The sequence below is a fragment of the Paenibacillus donghaensis genome (assembly GCF_002192415.1).
GTDB classification, from domain to species: Bacteria; Bacillota; Bacilli; order Paenibacillales; family Paenibacillaceae; genus Paenibacillus_AQ; species Paenibacillus_AQ donghaensis.
The window spans coordinates 7414861-7437048 of the sequence record NZ_CP021780.1; the positions used below are offsets into that span (position 1 = coordinate 7414861).

General features: G+C 52.7%; 19 protein-coding genes. 16 read left to right on the forward strand and 3 right to left on the reverse strand.

Going from position 1 to position 22188, the window contains the following annotated elements; translation table 11 throughout:
- Positions 1-115: 115 nt before the first annotated feature.
- The gene (locus B9T62_RS33605) at positions 116-1357 is read left to right on the forward strand and encodes a DUF445 domain-containing protein (protein WP_087919222.1); all 1242 of its coding nucleotides are present in this window, start codon (positions 116-118) and stop codon (positions 1355-1357) included.
- Positions 1358-1476: 119 nt separating this feature from the next.
- Here B9T62_RS33605 and B9T62_RS33610 read toward each other — a convergent pair whose 3' ends face one another.
- The gene (locus B9T62_RS33610) at positions 1477-1803 is read right to left on the reverse strand and encodes a P-II family nitrogen regulator (protein ID WP_087919223.1); all 327 of its coding nucleotides are present in this window, start codon (positions 1801-1803) and stop codon (positions 1477-1479) included.
- 213 nt (positions 1804-2016) lie between these two features.
- Positions 2017-3129, reverse strand: coding sequence for a glycosyltransferase family 4 protein (locus B9T62_RS33615; protein WP_087919224.1), 1113 nt, complete (start codon positions 3127-3129; stop codon positions 2017-2019).
- Between the two features lie 178 nt (positions 3130-3307).
- On the opposite strand from B9T62_RS33615, the gene B9T62_RS33620 reads away from it, so the two are divergent.
- Positions 3308-4084, forward strand: a complete 777-nt coding sequence (locus tag B9T62_RS33620) for a YheC/YheD family protein (protein WP_087919225.1) — start codon at positions 3308-3310, stop codon at positions 4082-4084.
- A 22-nt stretch (positions 4085-4106) separates the two neighbouring features.
- Here B9T62_RS33620 and B9T62_RS33625 read toward each other — a convergent pair whose 3' ends face one another.
- On the reverse strand, positions 4107-4922 hold the full coding sequence (locus B9T62_RS33625) for a hypothetical protein (protein ID WP_087919226.1): 816 nt from the start codon (positions 4920-4922) through the stop codon (positions 4107-4109).
- A gap of 292 nt (positions 4923-5214) precedes the next feature.
- Here B9T62_RS33625 and B9T62_RS33630 point away from each other — a divergent pair, with 292 nt between their 5' ends.
- The 14 genes from B9T62_RS33630 (at position 5215) to B9T62_RS33695 (ending at position 22161) form a co-directional block, all read left to right on the forward strand.
- Entirely contained in the window at positions 5215-8730 is a 3516-nt protein-coding gene (locus tag B9T62_RS33630; protein WP_157794112.1) for a PAS domain-containing hybrid sensor histidine kinase/response regulator, read from the forward strand.
- Positions 8727-9338: a C39 family peptidase gene (locus tag B9T62_RS33635; protein ID WP_087919227.1), complete on the forward strand. Its 612-nt coding sequence runs from the start codon at positions 8727-8729 to the stop codon at positions 9336-9338. The genes B9T62_RS33630 and B9T62_RS33635 overlap by 4 nt, the downstream gene beginning before the upstream one ends.
- Positions 9339-9545: 207 nt before the next feature.
- Positions 9546-11501 carry a type I pullulanase gene (pulA, locus tag B9T62_RS33640; RefSeq protein ID WP_087919228.1) on the forward strand — a complete coding sequence of 652 codons (1956 nt, stop codon included), beginning with the start codon at positions 9546-9548 and terminating at the stop codon, positions 11499-11501.
- Positions 11502-12532: 1031 nt separating this feature from the next.
- Positions 12533-12859 carry a PadR family transcriptional regulator gene (locus tag B9T62_RS33645; RefSeq protein ID WP_087919229.1) on the forward strand — a complete coding sequence of 109 codons (327 nt, stop codon included), beginning with the start codon at positions 12533-12535 and terminating at the stop codon, positions 12857-12859.
- A 5-nt stretch (positions 12860-12864) separates the two neighbouring features.
- Complete coding sequence (locus tag B9T62_RS33650) at positions 12865-13842, forward strand: permease prefix domain 1-containing protein (protein ID WP_087919230.1); 978 nt, start codon at positions 12865-12867, stop codon at positions 13840-13842.
- 286 nt (positions 13843-14128) lie between these two features.
- Entirely contained in the window at positions 14129-15613 is a 1485-nt protein-coding gene (locus B9T62_RS33655; RefSeq protein WP_087919231.1) for a glutamate synthase subunit beta, read from the forward strand.
- A 98-nt stretch (positions 15614-15711) separates the two neighbouring features.
- Entirely contained in the window at positions 15712-16257 is a 546-nt protein-coding gene (yfcE, locus tag B9T62_RS33660) for a phosphodiesterase (RefSeq protein ID WP_087919232.1), read from the forward strand.
- Positions 16258-16363: 106 nt separating this feature from the next.
- Positions 16364-17392 (forward strand): agmatine deiminase family protein, encoded by a 1029-nt coding sequence (locus B9T62_RS33665; RefSeq protein WP_087919233.1) that lies wholly within the window; start codon positions 16364-16366, stop codon positions 17390-17392.
- A gap of 42 nt (positions 17393-17434) precedes the next feature.
- Complete coding sequence (gene aguB / locus B9T62_RS33670) at positions 17435-18310, forward strand: N-carbamoylputrescine amidase (protein WP_087919234.1); 876 nt, start codon at positions 17435-17437, stop codon at positions 18308-18310.
- Positions 18311-18551: 241 nt separating this feature from the next.
- Positions 18552-19367: a transporter substrate-binding domain-containing protein gene (locus B9T62_RS33675; protein ID WP_087919235.1), complete on the forward strand. Its 816-nt coding sequence runs from the start codon at positions 18552-18554 to the stop codon at positions 19365-19367.
- A gap of 85 nt (positions 19368-19452) precedes the next feature.
- Complete coding sequence (locus B9T62_RS33680) at positions 19453-20100, forward strand: amino acid ABC transporter permease (RefSeq protein ID WP_087919236.1); 648 nt, start codon at positions 19453-19455, stop codon at positions 20098-20100.
- A 14-nt stretch (positions 20101-20114) separates the two neighbouring features.
- Entirely contained in the window at positions 20115-20837 is a 723-nt protein-coding gene (locus B9T62_RS33685) for an amino acid ABC transporter ATP-binding protein (RefSeq protein WP_087920529.1), read from the forward strand.
- A gap of 155 nt (positions 20838-20992) precedes the next feature.
- A complete protein-coding gene (locus B9T62_RS33690) occupies positions 20993-21439 on the forward strand; it encodes a tellurite resistance TerB family protein (protein WP_087919237.1) in 447 nt (148 codons plus the stop codon).
- A gap of 125 nt (positions 21440-21564) precedes the next feature.
- Positions 21565-22161 carry a TerD family protein gene (locus B9T62_RS33695; RefSeq protein WP_087919238.1) on the forward strand — a complete coding sequence of 199 codons (597 nt, stop codon included), beginning with the start codon at positions 21565-21567 and terminating at the stop codon, positions 22159-22161.
- Positions 22162-22188: the final 27 nt, after the last annotated feature.

Genomic DNA, 22188 nt, shown 5'->3' on the forward strand with positions numbered 1-22188 from the left:
TCGATTGCCATTCAGTCGTGGTACAATGAGTCTTAAACCGGCCGACTGGATTTGGCAGTATTAGGCTGCCTTGTGAAGCGAAACGGAAGTTGTTATACCGTAAGGGGGATTCATCATGAAATCCAGAAATTTAGCCACGACATCACTCGCTGTGATGGCGATTGGTTTCTTGATTACGTTATTTCTGCCGGACAATCTGGGTGTTATTCTGCTGCGCGGCGGGTTTGAGGCAGGTCTGGTAGGGGGGATTGCCGACTGGTTCGCCGTCACCGCATTGTTCCGCCATCCGCTGGGTCTTCCGATTCCGCACACCTCGCTGCTGCTCAAGAACCGTGACAAAATCATTCAGTCATTGATCTCCGCGATGGAAAACGAGCTGCTGAACAAGGAGAGCATTGAGAAGAAGCTGGGTAAGATCCGCATCGTCTCCATCGGCTCCAGTCTGCTGACCCGTCTGTTCAGCAGACGCAAGGCAAGAACGGAGATGCTGGAGCAGCTGGGCAGTATTGTGCAGCGGCTGCCGCTGGAGCAGGCGATTCCTTATGTGCAGGCGGCTGCGGCAGACTATATCCGTCATGCAGATCTGGACACCGCAGCCGATCAGATCGTCACCAAGCTGATGAATGACGGCAAGGACATTGCCGCGCTGGACTATGCGCTTGAAGGGGTATCCGCCTGGAGCGAACGGCCGGAGACGAAGGCGATGCTGGGCAAGATCGCCAGCGAGAAGCTGGCCGAAGTCAAGCTCGGCGGATTGAAGGGCATGGCCTTCCAGGCCTTTGTCGGCTTCATGGACGCCGACATGCTGGGTGAGATGCTGCAGGGCATGCTGAAATCGGGCATTCGTGATTTCCAGCAGGAAGACAGCCTGTACCGCGAGGAGATCATCCGCGAGATCCGCGTAGCCATCTTCAAGCTGATCAATGACGAGGAGCGTATCGCAAGCGTCAAGGAGTGGGCGGAAGCCGAGCTGCGCGGAGAGGCGGCCACCGCCTTCCTACAGACGCAGATCGGGCATGTCCGCAGCAAGCTGATCAGCCTGCTGGAAGAGGAAAGGGCCACAGGCGGCCGGCGTCTGTTCCGGCTGTATGCCATGCTGGTGCGCCGGATCAGTCTGGAGCAGCAATGGATTCAGGGCTGGGAGGAGCGTATCCGTGGCTCGCTGCTTGCTTTTGTGGAAGCCAACCACTACCGGATCGGCCTGCTGGTGAAAGAGAACCTCGACATGATGGATGATGACAGCCTGGTGAACATGCTGGAGGATAAGGTAGGCAAGGACCTGCAGTGGATTCGTGTGAACGGGGCGTTATGCGGATTTGTAGTCGGGCTAGTGCTTACGGTAGTACAGCTGTTCTAATAGGCAACAACAATAAGGCAGCAGAGTATGCCTTTCGGAAGGAGCTACGGCTTCCGGGAGCATCTCTGCTGCCTTTTTGTATGGACAAAGAGTATATATCCTTCCACAAGCAAGTTTGCTTACAGCTGATTTTTGCCGTTGCTTATTGTATAGGCTTCCTGTACAGGCAAGACGAAAATTTTGCCGTCACCGAAGGAGCCATTGTCACCTGTTCTTGCCGTTCGCATAATAATGCTCAGTACATCGTCTTTCTCGTCATCCTGAATCACAATAATCAGCAGCTTCTTCGAGATTTGATTATAATGATTGGTTCCCACCTGAATGCCTTTTTGTTTGCCGCGGCCCAGCAGGTCCATCTTGCTGATGGAGGGGAATCCGGCAAGCATTAATTCGGCCATAACCTCATCGGCTTTCTCGGGTCTTACGATAGCTTTAATCATTAACATAACAATGCACCCTTTCTGAAGCGGATAGTGTGTAAGGGTTCAGCTTCTCTTGGTGTGGATATTCAGCAAGCCAGCAGATATGTGGTAACGCTTACAATTTCAGTATAGTTTCACTGTTCGCTAAATCATGCGATCCAGATCACAGAATCGTTGTTACACATTGTCGCATGCCAAGGGCTGGCGCTGCCTGCAGCCCCAGCCCTCTGTAGGGCCCTACCCGTGAACATGCACCACGGCAGAGTTGTAGATAGCCTCTAGTGCCGCTGCCGTATGCCTCCAGTCAAATGCTTCCAGCACATCCTTGCGGCCCTGCGCGCCGATGCGGGCGGCCAGTTGCGGATTCCGGGCCAATGCCAGTAGGCGGCGGGCAAAAGGTTGCGGCTCGCGGTAGTGCTCAATGAGATAGCCGTTATGCCCGGAGCTTATAATCTCGCGGATGCCTCCATTGCTGGAGGCGATCACCGGCAGTCCACAGGCCATCGCTTCAACATTAACGAGCCCAAAGGCTTCATGCCGCTGCGAGGGGCAGACGAAACAGTCCGCCGCCTGGTACAGCCGGTGAATCTCCTCATGGCCGATGCTCCCGAGGAAGGACACAGACACCCGCTGCTTGCGGGCCAGCCGCTTCAGCCGCCGCAGGTAAGGGGGCTTCACTCTGCCCGCGACAACCAGATGGGCAGGCAGGCGTCTGTTCAACTGCTGCATGGCCCGGATCAGCAGCGGAACACCCTTGCGCGGGATGACCCTGCCGACGAACAGCACGGTGAAGCTGCCGGGAAGCCGGTAGCTGCTGCGGAGCCGCAGCATCTCCTGCGGATCCGCCGGTGTGAAGCGTGTCAGGTCGGCTCCCAGCGGAACGACCCGCAGCTTACCGCTGCCAAGCCCGGGGAACCGGCGTGCAATTCTATGCTGCAAGGAGCGGCTGTTCACGATGATCCAGTCAGCCCGCGCCAGTGCCCGCGCCGTTGCTTCTGAAGGAGGAACGAACGTAAGGGAGTGAAGGAATAGCACCACCGGAACGGAAAACAGCCGGGCCTGAACAGCAGCCATCAGCTGGGGGCGGTTATCGACCTGAACCAGATCAAAGGACTGTCCCTGAACATAGTTCAGTACTGAACTCTGGTAGATGGCAGGGCTGTCCGCAGCCAGCCGGACGAAACGCAGCTTCCCTTCTTCGGCAGCGCCCGGGAGTCCCGGCGCCTTCCGGCTGATAAGCGTTACTTGATGTCGTTCCGCCAGCACTCTGGCAATGGCGTTGATGCAGATTTCAACCGAGCCGTCTCCCGGCAGCGGGAACTGTTCTGGTGCAATGATACAAATGTGCATGTCTATGTCTCCTCTGTTTCCCAAGTAGGACCTCTTCTTACCATATGCATTTCCATAGGCCGCAGACACCCAACCTGAAGCGAAGCAGGCGATTCGCTCATTCAATTAGCACAGGGACGGCATAGGATACTAAGGTTGGAGAGCAGGGTTGATTATATGAGGAACAGGGGAGAGGACATTGGGAACAAAAGCAAAGTCAGCACTGACCAGCAAGTGGATTAAGACCAAGGTGCTCATGCGGAGCGCAGAAATTTCGCCACTGATTCCGGAGACGGTAAGGTTTACCCGAACCCACCTGCAGCAAATGCTGCAGAAATACGGGATGGTGTATGTGAAGCCTGAACGCGGAACCTATGGCAATGGTGTGATGCGGGTCGAACAGACGAGAGAAGTCCAGCATGCTGGGTATAAATACCAGAGTGGAACCAAGGTCAGAACCTTTGGCAGCTTCGAAGCCTTCTATCTGTCTCTGCACAAATCCACGCATGGACGCAGTTATCTGATCCAGAGAGGCATTTCGTTGTTGAAATACAGTGGACGGCGGTTTGATCTGCGGGTTATGGTCCAGCTCAGCCCACGCGGCAAATGGGAAACGACGGGATTGATCGGCAGGGTTGCACAGCGCGGCAAAATTGTTACCAACTACCACTCCGGCGGCAAGCCCACTGCTGCCCAGAAGCTGCTGGCGCCGCATCTGAATGCCGCCCAGCAGGCGCAGTTGATACGCAGACTGGAGAAGCTTGGAGAGGATACCGGCCGTTTCTACCACAAGAAATATCCCGCATTTACCCAGATTGGCGTGGACGTGGGGCTGGATCATTCGATGACGCCGTGGATTATTGAAGTGAACACCAATCCTGACCCGTATATCTTCAACCAGTTGGCTGATAAGAGCATGTACCGCAAAGTGATGGCCTACCGCAGAGCGCATTTGAAGCGTAAAAATATTGTCTAAATAACAGCTGCCCCATAAATCCTCAAGCTTCCGCCTGTTTCTTGGCACTGCTGATGACACCGGCCACTTTTTGCTCCAGCTCAATGATTTTCTGTTTGCTTGCGGCAATCTGGCGGTAGCCTGAAACCAGTGAAGATAAGGACTGTGAGGTCAGAACGGTATTCTGCTTGCGGATGGCGGCTTTGAAATCGCTCCAGTCCGCAGAGACGCGCTTGTTCAGCGCTGTGACGGTGCTTTTATGGGATTTAATTGAAATTTGCGGGCTTTCCATGCCAGCCAGCGTTTGGCGGACCGCCGTCACTTTCTTGCTGCGTGCATCCTTGGCGGCCTTCAGCTGGCTCAGCTTGCCGCTGATATCCTCGCGGGCCAGCTGCACAAGAAGCTTCATGGCATCTGCCTGGGAGCGGAGCACCGCATTTAAGGTCTTATCCTTCAGGCCTTTGACCAGCCTGATCCGCCGATTCAGCGCGCTGTATTGATCGAACAGCGGCTGATATTTCTGCTTGGCGGTGGCGTAGACGGTCTCCAGACGACTGACCTTGGCGAGGTCGATGCCCTTGATCTGCTTGCGGACGACAATCAGCTCCTGTTGGTTGCTGTAATGGAGCTTGCGGATCTGCTCCTCCCTGTCATCGTATTGTCCCTTCAGAGCCGCTAGCTCAGCATAGGCTTCATTGAGCCTCGCACGTACAGTGGGAACAGCCGTTGCTGCTGTCAGGTCGAAGGCTGCCTGAACAGCAGGGGTCAGTTCCACTGCGCTTGCGGCAGAGGTTTCGGGCAGGGAAATCAGTGCCAGCAGGAGTGACAGCAGCAAGGTGAGCGGTTTAAGCTTATTCATCTTTATTTCCTCCTCGGATATCCGTAACACTGAATACGCACACAAAAAAAGCACCCGCAGCAAAGGCAAATAGCCTTTGTTACGGGTGCTTCCGGCGTAACAGGTCACGAACATAAGTTTGTCTTTACTATAGGACAAGCCCGCCCACGCGTCAATAATTACAATTTAAATATTCCCAAATTAATTTTAAAGCAAACTGATTTCTTTCCTCCGTTCTCTTATCGTATACTGGAATAATAGGACAACCAAGAGCTGGCTTGACATGGCTCATGATGAAGGAGGCCTTGCGTTAATGGACAACTTGGCTGAGAACTGCAGCATTCTGGATCAAGTCTTCATGAAGTCCCCAGGAGGGATGGCAATACTTGCTTCGGAAGGGGAACGGTGGATAAAGGTCAATCCTGCCTTTTGCAATATTCTCGGGTTCACGGAAGCGGAATTTCTGTCCGGGGCATTGCTTGATCATACCAACCTTCAGCCAGAAGGGCATGGAAGCAGCTCTTTCCAGCAGATTAAAGATGACCTGAAGGCATCAGGCGATTATCTCGTTAAGGAACTGCGTGTGATGAACGGGGCAGGGCGTGCGGTATGGCTCTCGCTTTCATTTGAGCGCTCAGAAGGCTTGCAGTTCCCCTACATTATGGTCTATGCCGAAGATATTACGGACCGCAAGATTGCTGATCAGTTAACGGTGGACAGCCGTGATTTATATAATCTTTTCATCAAAGACGACCAGAGCATAATCTCGTTCACTCTGCCCGACGGCACGTTAAGCTTCATTTCTCCGTCAGTGATTTCCTTGCTTGGCTATCAAGTGGAGGAGATGGTTGGGAAGAATCGGCTGTGCTTCTACCATCCCGACGATATCGAGGGATTAAACCAAACCGATGATCGCCTCTATACGAATACCTTTATCCGCAGGTTGCGCCACAAAGACGGACATTACTTATGGTTTGAGAACTCTTTTCTGCTGATCCGCAATGAACAGAATGAGGTTACGCGCATTATGGGCATTGGTCGCAATGTAACGGCCCGTCTGGAGAGCCAAGAAGCACTCGCTACAGCACAGCGTGTGGCCAAGATCGGCTCGTGGATTTGGGATCTGACCACGGATCGCATCTCATTCTCCGAGGAACTGCAGCGGATGCTGCGCTACAACCTTGGGGCAACGGATGTGGATTACAGTACTTTTCAGGAATTGGTCCACCCCGATGATCTGAATCAGGTAAACGGAGCTGTAGAACGGGCTATGACTAACGGTGAATCCGGGGAAGCGGCTTATCGGCTGACCCTGCCGGACGGCTTCTCGCTGGCCGTGCATTCCCATTGGGATGTTGTAAGAGGGCCGGATGAGCAGCCTGTGAAGCTGATCGGCATGATGCAGGATGTCACTGAGCGCCAGCAGATGGAGCAGCAGCTGCGGGTCAGCGAACGCAATTTCAGACTGATGTCAGATAATTCGCTGGACATGATCTCGCGCATGGCCATAGACGCAAGCGTCTTCTTATATTGCTCGCCGGCCAGCCGCACTCTGTTAGGTTATGAGCCTGAGGAAATGGTCGGAACCAGCGCATATGATTATCTTCACCCCGAGGATGTCGAGCGCATGATGGAACTTATGGAGCAGGCCCGCAACTCCGGCATTATTCCCGCCATCTCCTACCGTTACCGGCGCAAGGATGGCAGCTACACCTGGTTTGAGTCCAACAGCCGCTATATCTATGACGAGGAAGGGCGCGGTGTAGAGATTATTTCGGTTGGACGCGATATTACGGAACGCAAGCAATTCGAGTCGAAGCTGCAGGAGAGTGAGCAGCGCTACAAATCCTTGTTCGAATACAACCCATCCGCAGTATATTCGATGAATCTGGAAGGTGAATACTTGACGGCGAACCCTAATCTGGAGAAGCTGAGCGGGTATTCGCTGGAAGAGCTGATCGGGATGTATTATGGTCTGCTTGTGCATAAGAAGGATGTCGACAAGACCCAGCACCATTTTACACTGGCCAGTCAGGGGCGTCCGCAGAACTATGATCTGACATTAATTCATAAAGACGGGCATTTCGTGGAGATTAACACCACCAATATTCCGATAATTATTGAGGAGCAGGTAGTTGGCGTCTATGGAATCTCCCGCGATATCACCGAACGGATCCGCTACACCGAACAGATTGAGAAGCTGAGCAATGAATATACGCTGATCCTCAATGCCGTTTCGGAAGGAATCTTCGGGCTTGATTTAGAAGGCAAGGTCACCTTCATCAATCCGGCGGGCATGTATATGCTTGATTTTGAGTATAACGAAATTATGGGCCATCCTTATCTGGGCTATTTCCAGCAGACGGCGCTGGACGGCATCCATTATGAGCCGGAGCAATCACCGCTGATTCAGGCCATCAATTCCGGCGTATCTTATCTCAGCAAGGATGCGGTGCTCTGGCGCAAGGACGGCTCCAGCTTCCTCGCTGAATGTCAGGTGACGCCGTTGTTTGACAAGGGAGAACGCAAGGGGGCTGTGGTCGTCTTCCGTGATATTACCGATGAGAAGGAAATTATTCGCGCCAAGGAAACGGCAGAGAAAGCGGATCAGGCCAAGTCCGAGTTTCTGGCAATTATGAGCCACGAGCTACGGACACCGATGAACGGGATTATAGGCATGACCGATCTGCTGGCAGAGACGGAGCTGAACGAGGAACAGCGCGGCTATGCAGAGATAATCAGTGAGAGCAGCGCTTCACTGCTGTACATTCTGAATGAAATTCTGGATTTCAGCAAGATTGAAGCCGGCAAAATGACGCTTCTCCAGGAGCCCGTCTGCCTGATTACGGTAATGGACAGTGTGCTGGAGCTGTTCGCGGCCAAAGCGGCCGAGAAGAATATTAAGCTGGCCTACAGCTTGAACGCCGGAGTCCCGGAATTGATTATTAGCGACGCGGCCAGATTGCGTCAGATATTGGTTAACCTGGTCAGCAATGCCGTCAAGTTCACAGACTCAGGCGAGGTCCGGATCTACATCGAGAAGGAAGATTGTTCAAGCACGAAGAAGCTGATCTTGAAGTTTAATATACAGGATACGGGAATCGGTATTCCCGTGGGCAAGCAACCCCAGCTGTTTCAGTCGTTCTCGCAGCTGCATCCATCCATTAACCGCAAATACGGAGGCACCGGCCTCGGTCTGGCCATCTGCAAGAAGCTTGTTGAGCTTATGGGCGGGGCCATCGGAGTGGAGAGCAGTGAGGGCAGTGGCTCGAATTTCTACTTCACCCTGCCGCTGGAATACGGAGAGGCTTATCTGGTTAACAACGAGCTGGCAGCTGCCGTGGAAGAGAGAATGGACACCCCAGAGGTCTCAAGACAAGGCCGGGAAGCTGCGGATCTTCAGGGGATGCTGCTGGCAGAGCCGCTTAAGCTGCCTGCACCGAAGTTCGGGCCGCTTAACATCCTGATTGCCGAAGACCATCCGGTGAACCAGAAGCTGCTGCTGACTCTGCTGCAGAAGCGGGGTTACCAGGCCCATCTGGCGGAGAACGGGCAGGAAGCACTGCAGGAAGTCCAGCAGAACCGTTATGATCTTGTATTTATGGATGTGCAGATGCCGGTGATGAGCGGATTGACGGCTGCTGCAAGAATCAGGGAACAGCTGCCATCCGGGCAGCAACCGATGATTGTGGCCGTGACTGCGTATGCCAGACCTGAGGACCGTGAGCGGTGTGAGGCGGTAGGCATGAACGATTTCATCAGCAAGCCCTACGTATCTGCCGAAATTGAGCGTATCCTGAAACAGCTGCGGGACAAGGTGTCTCTATGACCGCTAACCGAACGCGGGGCAATAAGCTGGATGTTAAGCCTTACACACAGTGGGAGCCGGGAGTAACCTCTCCCGCTTCCGCCTGTGGTCCGGCAACCCTGGCGGCGCTGACGGAGTATTGGCATACTGGCAGGGGGAGAACGTATATCCGTGGGTTAAGCCACTACTCGTCCCAGGCGGCTCACATCAATGCTCTGTACAGCCATCATGGAGGTCGACCTTGGGGAATGAGCGTGCGTGGATTCATTCGAGGCCTGAAGTCTTATCTTGCTACGAAGTCCGCTGGAACCAGGGTGGCTAAGCCTGTGATCTCCGTGTTTAACAATCTGCCAAGATATATGGAGGAGATTGACAGCTTGCGGCCGGTTGCGATCAAGTTCGATAAATGGTCCGGCCTCCGCTGGCGGGGAAACTTCGCCTATGATTATCATTGGGTGCTGGGCGTCGGCTATGAGGAGCGGGAGGACCACTCCGGCACAGTGTTGATTGTCCAGGACAACGGAATACGGCATAAGAACGGAACGTATACACCCGGCAGGGAACGCCGCATCCCCTATGCACCCAATCGCCGGATTATTACAATGATAGCCTGCCTGATGGTCGACTGAATGATGGAAACAGGGTATGGGGGATGCCGGATCATAGGAGCCCTTGGTTTTAGAGTCTAGCACAGATCTCCGCAAAATCAACTATAGACTGTTTATGCTATTGTTGCAGCTGGTGTGTGCTATTCTCAGGCGAAATTCAAACGTTTGCACTACTGCCATAAACCTACTATAATACTCATCATCAAGGGGTAAAGGAGATCGATTGCGTTGTCCGTACAAAGGGAAATGAAAGAACGGATTGATTATGGCGACCCGGCAGCTACAGGCGGAATATCAGTTTTTGCTGAAGATTTTGACCTCATGTTCAGCTATGGCGGCGATGATCTGGGACTGACCTATACTGCCGCCCGCTCCTCTTTTTGCTTATGGGCGCCTACCTCGCTGCAAGCCGAGGTTCTGCTCTATGATACGTGGGACGGGGAGGCCGTGCACCGGCTGCCGATGGCCCGTGATGTCAGAGGGACCTGGCGGCTCAGCGTGGAAGGTGATCTGGAGGGCAAATTCTATACATACCGAGTGCGGATAGGCGACCAATGGAATGAGGCAGTTGATCCCTATGCACGGGCTGTAGGAGTAAACGGCGACCGGGGAGCCATTCTTGATCTACGCAAGACAGACCCGCTGCGCTGGACGGAAGATAAACCGCCGTTTGCGCATCCTGTGGATGCGGTAATCTATGAGCTGCACCTGCGTGATTTATCGGTTCATCCGGCTAGCGGCATTACCCATAAGGGCCAATACCTTGGCCTTGCCGAATCCGGCACACGGGGGCCGGGTGGCTTGGCCACCGGACTGGACCATATAGCTGCTCTGGGCGTAACCCACGTGCAGCTGTTGCCCTTCTACGATTATGCTACCGAGAGTGTCGATGAGACCAGGCTGGACCAGCCGCACTATAACTGGGGTTATGATCCGAAGAATTACAATGCTCCTGAAGGCTCTTATGCTACAGATCCTTATTTGCCCGGTCTGCGTATCCGTGAGCTGAAGTCGATGATCCAGGCGCTGCATGACCGGGGTCTGCGTGTCATCATGGATGTGGTGTACAACCATCTATACGATGGCTACCGCGTGAACTTCACCAAGCTTGTTCCCGGCTATTATCTACGCTACAAGCCGGATGGCAGCCTCTCCAACGGCTGCGGCTGCGGCAATGATGCGGCTACCGAGCGGGTGATGATGTCCCGTTTTATTGTCGAATCCGTCCTGTATTGGGCCAAGGAATATCATATCGACGGGTTCCGCTTTGATCTGATGGGGCTTATCGACATTGACACCATGCAGGAAATCCGCCGCCGTCTGGATGAGCTGGACCCTTCGATTCTGACCATCGGGGAGGGCTGGATTATGGAAACCGAGCTGCCGCTTGAGCGGCTGGCCAATCAGGGCAATGCCGATGTTCTGCCGGGGATCGGCCAGTTCAATGACGACTTCCGCGATGCCATCAAAGGCAATATCTTCATCGAAGACCAGCCCGGCTTCATCAGCGGCCGTTCCGGGCTGGAGCAGGCGGTGAAGTCCGGCATTGCCGGAGGCATCGTCTACAGCCAGGGGATCGGGCAGTTCGCCGAGGAGCCGCAGCAATGCGTCAATTTCGTGGAATGTCACGACAATCATACGTTATGGGATAAGATTGTCCTCTCTACCCCCCACGTGCCCGGAGAGCAGCGGCGTGCGATGCACCGACTGGCTTCGGCGATGGTGCTGACCAGCCAGGGCATTGCCTTTATCCATGCCGGCCAGGAATTTATGCGCACCAAAAAAGGCGTGGAGAACAGCTTTAAGTCGCCGATAGCGATCAATCAGCTGGATTGGGAGCAATGCGCCGCCCGGACGGAGGATGTGGCGTACATGAAGCAGCTGATCGCGCTGCGCCGTTCGCATCCGGCTTTCCGCCTGCGTAGTAGGGACGAAATCCGCGACAAGCTGATGTTCGAGAAAGCACCGGCGGGTACAGTCGCGTATACCCTGCGCAATCATGCCGGAGGCGATCCATCACAGCATCTGTATGTGGTGTACAACACGAAGCAGGGCGGAGCAACGCTTCAGCTGCCGCCGCTGGGCATGTGGGAGCCGCTGCTGGGCGGAGAGCTGGCAGCCGTCGAAGCAGACCGGCTGACCGTACAAGGGATCGGCATGGTTGTGCTGGCGGTCCAGCCCTAGACGGGCTAAGCTAGCGTTAATAGGAGTACGGAATAAGACTGTCTTAAAGGTGGGGGTCATCTGCCTGAGGGACAGTCTTCTTTGTTATTGTCAGATTAAAATGTAGCCGATAGAACGTGAACTTAAGAAAGTTACATACGGGGTTGCCGGGAATCCCTGTGCTGCAGGCTTTCTGGAAACTCTTCTGCTCCATTCTTAAGTTTATCCTATAGAGCAAGAAATTATAGGAGATTCTACCTCTATCTTGAGCTCAGTAGAACCATTATAGAATGTGAACTTAAGGAGGTTATATCCGGAGTTATCTGAACCTTCTATGCCGCTAGACTTAATGATAATTTCGCCGCTTCATTCTTAAGTTCGCCTAATATGGAAAGAAGCTATAGGGGGAAATTACTGCTTAGTACCCTGCGAGGCTACAGAAGGTGAATTGAGAATGGGATGCGGATTGAGAACATGATGCGGACCGTCTACCTTCACCCTACCCTCCGAGCAATTGAACTTTAGACAGCCCACTTTCTAACAGACCGCATAGCCTCTATGTCGTCAAAACAGGATCTAAACCGAGGGTTTTCTCTGAACTAAGGGCTCCTCGGTCCGTTAGGTCAGAGAAATAGCATTTTTACAGCAAATAGAGGCTCCTGAGTCCGCAAACATCTGAAATAGCAGCGAGGGCCCCTGGTAAGAGGTCTTCTTTTGTTGTTTTTAGCCTCCTATTGGCGCGCTGTGGGATCAGAGCCGGGTGAGTAACTCGGCATCTCGCGGATTCCGAAGGAACAGCCGGCCGGCCCATGCAGCGTCCAAGCGGTCCCGTAGGGATAAGCGCTCCAACGGCCCAACCTCCTAAACACTGTACCGCCAGACTCATTCGCCAAAATTGCAGGAGTCCAGAGGGTGCAACCCTTTGGGGCCCTCCCTTGGAGGGGAGGGTTTGGGAGGGAGCGATTATTTTACTGTACCTGTCGTAGTAATCATGCTACAATACAACTACTACGACAGATGTAGTACGACAGATGAAGTAGGAGGTTCAACCTTTGATCAGCAGTGATGTCATTCGCGGATATAACGATACATTTATTCTGTATATGCTTTTGGACGGCGAGTCTTACGGTTATGAAATATCAAAGAATATCAGGAAGCTGTCGGATGAGAAGTATGTCATGAAGGAAACCACCCTCTATTCCGCGTTTGCCCGGCTGGAGAAGAATGGGTATATCTACTCCTTCTATAAGGATGAGACGCTGGGGAAGAGACGCACCTACTATCGCATCACTCCGGAAGGCCTGCGCTATTATCAGGAGAAGTGTGCCGAGTGGCTGATAACACAGGAAGTAGTGAACAAATTTATTAAGGGGCTGTGAGAAGAATGGATACCATCATCAGTTATTTAAATAATATGTTTGCCGCTCTGCCGAGAACAGTGCAGATGCAGGAGCTGAAGCAGGATCTGCTGGGAAATATGGAGGAGAAATATCATGAACTGAAGCAGAATGGTAACACAGAGAATGAAGCCGTAGGCATCGTCATTTCGGAGTTTGGCAATATTGATGAGCTGGTCGCCGAGCTGGGAATAACGGTGGAGGATGATGGGGAGAGCGACGCTCCCATGCTTGCACCAGAGGACACAGGAAGCTATATGGCTGCCAAGAAGAAATCGGGTTTCATCGTAGGTTTAGGTGTGGTGTTAATCTTCTGCGGTGTTGCCTTGCTCATTCTGCTCAGCTCGCTGGCCGAGTCCGGCTTTCTTCAAGGGATTCTCACCGAGGACGCTGCAGGAATTGTCGGCGTTGTAGTTTTACTTATGCTGGTGGCTCTGGCGGTTGGCTTGTTCATATACAGCGGCACAATGATGGAGAGATACAGCCATTTGCACAAAAGCTTTAATCTGCCGCATTACCTGCGGGCCGAGATTCAGCAGCGCAGCAGCGCTTTTGCCCCTACCTATACTCTGTCGCTCATTATGGGCGTAGGCTTGTGCGTAATTAGTCCGGTTCCGATCATTATTGAAAATGTAATCAACGACAATTCCACTACTTACGGTGTGGTCGCGCTGCTTGCGCTGGTTGCTCTGGCTGTGTTCCTGTTCATCTACTATGGGAATATCAAGGAAAGCTTCAGCTTCCTGCTCAAGGAGGGTGAATTTAGCAAGGAGAAGAAAGAGGAGAATCGCGTCACGGGTTCTATCGCAGCGATTGTCTGGCCGCTGGCCGTCTGTGTGTTCCTGATCAGCGGTTTCGTCTTCGGATCCTGGGAGATTAACTGGTTGATATTCCCTGTGACCGCCATTCTGCTTGGTGTGTTCAATGGTATATACAATGTTGCTAAAGGAAAAGAGCACTCTTAGACCCGCCTGTCTCATCCCCGGAATTTTATTTAAAAATGTGACATTACTCATTTAGGCTATAGCGGATTGATGATACTATATAGTCATTTCAATCCCAATAGAACCTGGCAGGGACCTGTACACGATGCGGAAATCCGCCTCGTTATAGCTCCTTGCTTTGCTGCTTTACAGTGACAAATAATCAGTCGGTGACAGAGAGTAACTGTCTTTTGGAGCCGAAGTGGGGCAAGAATGCCGCCCTTGATGTATTCGGCGGCCAATTAGAGAGAGTCGGAGGATGACAGGTATGGGTAAAGCGACAGGATTTCTGGAATATCAGCGGGAGACACCGGCCGAATGCGAGCCATTGACACGGATTAAGAACTGGAATGAATTTGCGGTTAAGATGGATGAGGAGAAGCTGCGGGAGCAAGGCGCGCGCTGTATGGACTGCGGCACACCGTTCTGCCACGTTGGACGCCTGCTGTCAGGCATGGCCTCGGGCTGTCCGCTGCACAATCTGATTCCGGAATGGAATGATATGGTCTACAAGGGCAACTGGGAGGTAGCACTGAAACGCCTGCATAAGACGAATAATTTCCCGGAATTCACCGGACGGGTCTGCCCGGCACCTTGCGAAGGGGCTTGTACGGTAGGTCTGCATGGCAACCCGGTAACGATCAAGTCCATTGAGAAGGCCATCGTGGACCGGGGATTCGCCGAAGGCTGGATTGTACCGGAACCGCCGCTGGTGCGGACCGGCCGAAGCGTAGCCGTTGTAGGTTCTGGACCTGCAGGGCTTGCCTGTGCCGCTCAGCTGAACAAAGCTGGACATTCTGTAACGGTATACGAACGGGCTGACCGGATCGGCGGGTTGCTGACCTACGGGATTCCCAACATGAAGCTGGACAAAAAGACTGTTCAGCGCCGGGTGGATCTGCTGGCGGCCGAAGGCGTAGAATTTGTTACCAATACAGAGATAGGCAAGGATATTTCTGCCCAGCAGCTGAAGGAAGGACATGATGCCGTGGTCTTGTGCGGCGGTTCCACGCAGGCCCGTGATCTGACGGTGCCTGGCCGCGAGCTGCTCGGCATCCATCAGGCGATGGAATTCCTGACGCTGAATACGAAGAGTCTGCTGGATTCGAATCTGGCTGACGGTGAATACATCTCGGCGGCAGGCAAGGACGTAGTAGTTATCGGCGGCGGCGATACCGGCACAGACTGCGTGGCGACCTCGATCCGCCACGGCTGCAATAGCGTAATCCAGCTGGAGATTATGCCACAGTCTCCACTGACGCGCCAGCCGGGTAATCCTTGGCCGGAATGGCCGAAGGTGCTGAAGGTTGACTACGGCCAGGAAGAGGCGGCGTCCTTGTATAAGGAAGATCCGCGCCGTTATCTTGTGTCGACGAAACAGTTCGTCGGCGATGATGGCGGGCATGTGCAGGAGCTGCACACGGTCCGCATGGAATGGCAGCGCAGCGAAGACGGCCGGATCATGCCGGTGGAGGTTCCGGGCAGCGGCGAGGTGCTGAAGGCACAGCTGGTGCTGCTGGCGCTGGGCTTCACGGGACCGGAGGAAACCGTGCTGGGCCAGCTGGGCGTGGAGCGCGATGAGCGCGGCAGCGCCAAAGCGGAATTCGGCCTTCAAGCGACAAGTGTAGAAGGCGTCTTTGCCGCCGGAGACATGCGACGCGGACAGAGTCTGGTGGTATGGGCGATTAACGAGGGGCGCCAGGCGGCGCGTGAGGTGGACCGCTTTTTGATGGGAGCTTCGAATCTGCTTTAAGGGTAATTATATATAGTAGAAGCTGGACGTCCAACCGGGCGTCCGCTTTGCGTTGGATTCTCATGAATACCAACTATTCAGAAGGAGTCGATGAAATTATGAAGCTGATGTTTATTTCCGATATTCACGGATCGTTGTTCTGGCTGGAGCGGGCGCTGGAGATGCTGGAGGAAGAGCGGCCCGACCAGCTCGTTATATTGGGTGACTTCCTGTATCACGGGCCTAGGAATCCACTGCCTGAGGGATATGATCCGCAAGGTGTTGCGGCCAGATTGAACGCACTTGCCCAGATGCCAATTGCGGTGCGTGGCAATTGTGATGCCGAGGTGGATCAGATGCTGCTGCAATTCCCGATGATGGGTGATTATGTCATGCTGCTGCATGAAGGCAGACGGATCTATGTGACCCATGGACATGGCTACAGTATGGAGAACCTGCCACAGCTGGCTGCAGGAGATGTCTTTATCCAAGGGCATACTCATCTTCCCGTAGCCGATGTTAAAGAAGGCATCTACGTGCTGAATCCCGGCTCGATCTCGCTGCCCAAGGAGAACAATCCGCATTCTTACGCCATTCTTCAGTATGGAGAGTTTGTGATTAAGGACTTCGACGGTCAGCTGGTCAAGCAGATATCCTTAAAATAAGAAATGTAATTTCTTTCGAATTGAGCGAAGCGGCGTTATATTGTATTATGGGTAAGGAGCTTAAGGGTAAGCTGGCTCCAAATACAACAGTAGAGGTAGTTATGATATGCATCCTAAGGATTTGAACTATACAATGCCGCCGGAATGGGGCAGACATGAGCGCACGTTTATCTCCTGGCCTGTGCGGGAGTCCATGGTATATCCAGACAACCATGAAGCAGTAAGCCAGGGGTATGCGGAAATCATCCGTGCCATTGCCGAGTTCGAGCCGGTCACGGTTGTGGTCAACCCTGATGATCAGGAGCAGGTGGCCCGATTGGTGGGTGGTGGAAATGTTACGCTGCTGCCGATTGAGCACAATGACGCCTGGCTGCGCGACAACGGTCCTACCTTCGTGGTGGGCGACCAGGGTACGCTGGCTGGCGTGAACTGGAGCTTCAACGCTTGGGGCGGCAAATATTCGCCGTGGGACCTGGATAACAAGGTGGCTGCGCAGATCCTGGAGCATCTGCAGTTAACCCGCATGGATGCGCCGCTTGTGATGGAAGGCGGCTCGATCCATACTGACGGGGAAGGCACGCTGATCACGACCGAGGAATGTCTGTTGAATCCGAACCGCAATCCGCAGCTGAAGAAAGCGGATATTGAGCAGCTGGTACAGCAATACACCGGAACACAGTCCATCATTTGGCTGAAACGGGGTCTTAGCGGCGACGAAACCGACGGGCATGTGGATAATATCGCCTGCTTCGCTGCTCCGGGTACAGTCATCATCCAGGTCTGCGATGATCCGCAGGACGAGAACTACGCCATTTCACAGGAGAACCTGCAGATTCTGGAGCAGGCTACCGATGCACAGGGCAGGAAGCTTACGATCATCAAGATTCAGCAGCCTCCGCAGCGGCTTCATGAAGACAGCCGCCTGACCCTGAGCTACTTGAATTTCTATTTCGTGAATGACGGCATTATCCTGCCGGTGTTCGGAGGAGCTGCAGCAGCAACGGACAAGCTTGCCGAGCAGGTGCTGGCCGAGTTGTACCCGGACCGCAGAATCCGCACCGTGGACGGCATGGCGGTCATTGCCGAAGGCGGAAATGTACATTGTACCACCCAGCAGATGCCTGCTGTGCAGTAATAACCCGAACTACCAAGACCAACTTACAGGGAGGAAAGAACCTTGAGAAATGTAAAAGTAGCTGCGACACAGATGAGCTGCTCCGGCGATATCGACGAGAATATCCGCAAGGCCGAGGTTCTGGTCAGAGAGGCGGCAGCTCAGGGCGCACAGATTATTCTGCTGCAGGAGCTGTTCGAAACGCCGTATTTCTGCCAGAAGGAGAAGGCTGATTATTACGCCTATGCCACAGAGCTGGAGCATAATAAAGCGGTCAATCATTTCAAGGCCATCGCTAAGGAACTGGCTGTTGTACTGCCGATCAGCTTCTACGAGAAGAAGAACTACGCACGCTACAACTCACTGGCGGTGATTGATGCCGACGGCACCGTGTTGGGCAAATACCGCAAAAGCCATATTCCGGACGGACCGGGCTATGAAGAGAAGTTCTATTTCAATCCCGGAGATACCGGCTTCAAAGTATGGAATACCCGCTATGCCAAGATCGGCGTAGGCATCTGCTGGGACCAGTGGTATCCGGAGGCCGCCAGAGTGATGAGCCTGATGGGTGCCGAGATCCTGTTCTATCCGACGGCCATTGGCTCCGAGCCGCAAGACGGATCGATTGACTCCAAGGATCACTGGCAGGCCTGCATGCTGGGCCATGCAGCCGCCAACCTGATTCCTGTCGTGGCCTCGAACCGGATCGGCGAGGAGGTCGATGAGGATTCCAGCATCAATTTCTACGGATCGTCTTTCATCGCCGGGCCGCAGGGCAACAAGATCGTGGAAGCCGGGCGCGGGGAGCAGACGGTAATTGTCAGCGAATTCGACCTGGATGCGCTGGAGATTGGCCGGATCGAATGGGGTATTTTCCGTGACCGCCGTCCTGAGCTGTACCGCTTGATTGCTTCCTATGATGGTGATCTGACCTTTTAAGCTAAAGGATGGAATCTAATGGAAGGTGCATTTTGGAGACTTAGGAATCCAGAGTGCGCCTTTCTTTGCGTTTCCGTATAAAGAAAGCGTCCGCTAATTTTGACCCATGGACAGTAAATGTTACAATCCATTGATAATATGTCATATAACATAACATAATGGGGAAAAGTTAATTGTCACTATCGCTTTAATCTGTTAAAATCTCCTTAAGTATTTGATGAATAAGTGGGGGGATTGGAAGATGAAGGCCGAAAAGAAATGGATCATGTCAGCTTTTATGTCTCTTATGATGGTGGCTATTGTGGGCTGCGGTTCCAATAACAATGCGGGGAGCGAAAATGCTGCGGTTGAGAAGATCAAATTCGCCACCGACGCCAGCTATGCGCCAATGGAATTTATGGACACGGACAAAATCAAGGGCTTTGATATTGATTTCATCAAGGTAGTCATGGAAGAAGCGGGCATTGATTACGATGTGACGAATACAGGCTGGGATACGATGCTGACTAGCGTAAAGCAGGGCACGGAATATCAGGCCGGACTGTCCTCCGTCTCCATTACGGATGAACGCAAGGAAACCTATGACTATTCCATTCCTTATTTTGAATCCACGAACATGATATTGGTTAAGGAAGACAGCGACATTCAGAATGCGCTTGATCTCAAGGATAAGATTGTAGCCATTCAAGGGGCAACCACTGCCGATGATCTGATGAGCGGAATTATGGGCGTGGACAATGGCAACCTGAGACGGTTCGACAGCAATGCTGTGGCGCTGATGGAGCTGGATGCCGGAGGGGCGGATGCGGTAGTGGCTGATATCGCGATTGTGCGTGAATACGTGAAGAACAATCCAGACAAGAAGTTCAAGACGATCACCGACATGGAGAATTTCGGCTCCGAATATTACGGCATCCTCTATCCGAAGGGCAGTGAGTGGAAAGCGAAGCTGGACCCGGCCATCAAGGCGGTGCTGGAGAACGGCAAATATGCTGAAATCTACAAAACCTGGTTCGGCGAAGAACCTAATCTGGAGAATGTCCTGAACGCTAAGTAAGTAATGAAGCTGGTATTGATAAGCATGCGTAATGATAGCTATTGCGCATGCTTCTTTTTTAAGCAGAAGAGAAGGGAAGAGTCTTATGGATTTCAGATTTGATATAGTGATTCAGTATTTACCGGTATTGCTGAAAGGCACCCTGCTTACGATTGGCATTTCCATCGTCTCTATTCTAATTGGCTCCATTCTGGGTTTGGGGATCGGTTTTGGCAAAATGGCACCGAAATGGTATTTTCGCTGGCCTTTTCATTCCTACATTAACTTCTTTCGCGGCACCCCGTTGTATGTTCAGATTCTGATCGTTCACTTTGGCCTGATTCCTCCGTTCTACGGCAAGACTAACGCTCTGATGACAGCCTTTGTTGCGCTCTCGCTGAACTCAGCGGCTTATTCTGCCGAAATCTTCCGTGCCGGCATCCAGTCCATCGACCGGGGACAGAAGGAAGCGGCGATCTCACTGGGCATGAGCTCTACCCAGGCGATGCGGTTTATTATTCTTCCGCAGGCCATTAAGCGGATGGTTCCGGCCTTTGGCAATGAATTTATTGTGCTGGTGAAGGATTCTTCCCTGCTTGCTCTGGTAGCGGCACCTGAGATTATGTATTGGAGTAACACGATGAAAGGGCAATATGCCCGGATCTGGGAGCCTTATCTGACGGCTGCGCTGATCTATTTCATTCTTACCTATTCGCTTAGCAAGCTGCTGAACTATGTTGAACGGAGGATGTAAACGTTATGGAGCCTATTATTTCTGTGAAGAATCTGTACAAATCGTTTGGTGCCCATACTGTATTGGCCGACATTAGCGTCGATATCCACAGCCGGGAGGTTGTGGTGGTAATCGGGCCTTCCGGCTCGGGCAAATCGACCTTCCTGCGCTGTCTGAACCTGCTGGAGCAGCCGCAGAGCGGCGATATTACAATTGAAGGCACTTCCTTGATGGACAAGAACACAAGGATTAACGATATCCGTACCGAGCTGGGCATGGTGTTCCAACAATTCAATCTGTTTCCGCACAAAAAGGTAATTGAGAATATTATGCTGGCTCCAATCCAGGTGCGCAAATGGACGCCGGAGAAAGCACGGGAGAAGGCGCTTCAGCTGCTGCAGAAGGTGGGTCTCAGCGAGAAGGCGGATGTCTATCCGGCATCCTTGTCTGGCGGGCAGGCCCAGCGTGTAGCGATCGCCAGAGCGCTGGCCATGGAGCCCAAGATTATGCTGTTTGATGAGCCGACCTCGGCGCTCGACCCGGAGATGGTAGGCGAGGTGCTGGCGGTGATGAAGGATCTGGCCCGCGACGGAATGACGATGGTGGTGGTTACCCATGAGATGGGCTTTGCGCGCGAAGTGGGCGACCGTGTGCTGTTTATGGAGCAGGGCATGATTGTGGAGGAAGGCAGACCGGAGCAGTTATTCGGCAGTCCGACCCAGGAGCGCACCCAGCTATTTCTGTCCAAGGTATTGTAGAATTCTGGCAAAGTAGAATATTGTTATTTAATCGGGTATATTAGAAGAGTAACGAAGGTTCAGGAATTTAATGCAAATATCTGTCCGATACGCAGAGAGGAGGCTCAGGGGTATCTTTTGATTATCATAACCTATAATGATAGAAGGAGAATACGATGAGCACATTTAAAAGCTGGTTGAACACAACGAAAAGCGGACTCGCCGATCAAGTGAAGAAATTTAAAAATAAGGACTTCATGAACGCGGTAGTTGCGGGGTGCGCCCTGGTGGCTGCTGCCGACGGCAAGATTGAGGAAGCCGAGAAGAACAAAATGGCAGGATATATGAATCTCAGCAATGAGCTTAAGGTGTTTGACATGCGCGATGTGATCGCCCAGTTTAATACCTACGTTGGCAATTTCGACTTCTCCCCGGAGATCGGTAAGCAGGAAGCCTTGAAAGCAATCGGTAAATTTACCGGCAAACCTGAGGTTGGCCGCATTATCGTGGCTGTGTGCTCTGCAATCGGTGCTGCTGACGGTGATTTCGACGAGCACGAGAAGGCCGTAGTCCGTAATATTTGCGGTGTGCTTGGCCTTAGCCCAAGCGAATTCAGCCTTTAATTGGCCCGGATACGCACTGGAATTTGGTTGAAACGTTACGGCCTTTCATTCGTATCAGTGATAGAACACCCATAAGCTAGACTTGCAGAAATGTAATTCTTTCTCGGAAACGGAGGTACGTGAATTTGGCTGGAATTAATCTCGTTAAAGGTCAAAAGATTGATCTGACTAAAGGTAATGCAGGATTGTCTAATGTAATTGTAGGTTTGGGCTGGGACCCGGCGGAGCCGGCACGCGGATTCTTTGGCGCCAAGAAGCAGGCGAACATCGACTGTGACGCTTCCGCGCTGATGCTCAGCGAGAATGGCAAGCTGACCCGCAAGGAGAATCTGATTTTCTTCCACAATAAGCAGAGTCCTTGCGGCTCCGTTGTTCACTCGGGAGACAACCTCACGGGTGATGGCGACGGCGATGATGAGCAGATTATGGTTAGCCTGAGCAAAATTCCTGCCGATGTGCACAAGGTATTGGTTGTGGTTAATATTTATGATGCCGTCAACCGCAAGCAGGACTTTGGAATGATCAAATCGGCGTATATTCGGGTAATGAATGCTGTGGGCAACACTGAATTGATTAAGTTTAACCTTTCTGAGAACTATAACGGTTTCACTGCGCTAATCTGCGGCGAGTTGTACCGCCATGGAAGCGAATGGAAGTTCGCGGCCATCGGTGAAGGTGCCCATGCAGCTCATATCAATCAATTAGCTGAACGCTACATCTAAAATAAACTTAGGAAAAGAGGTCACACA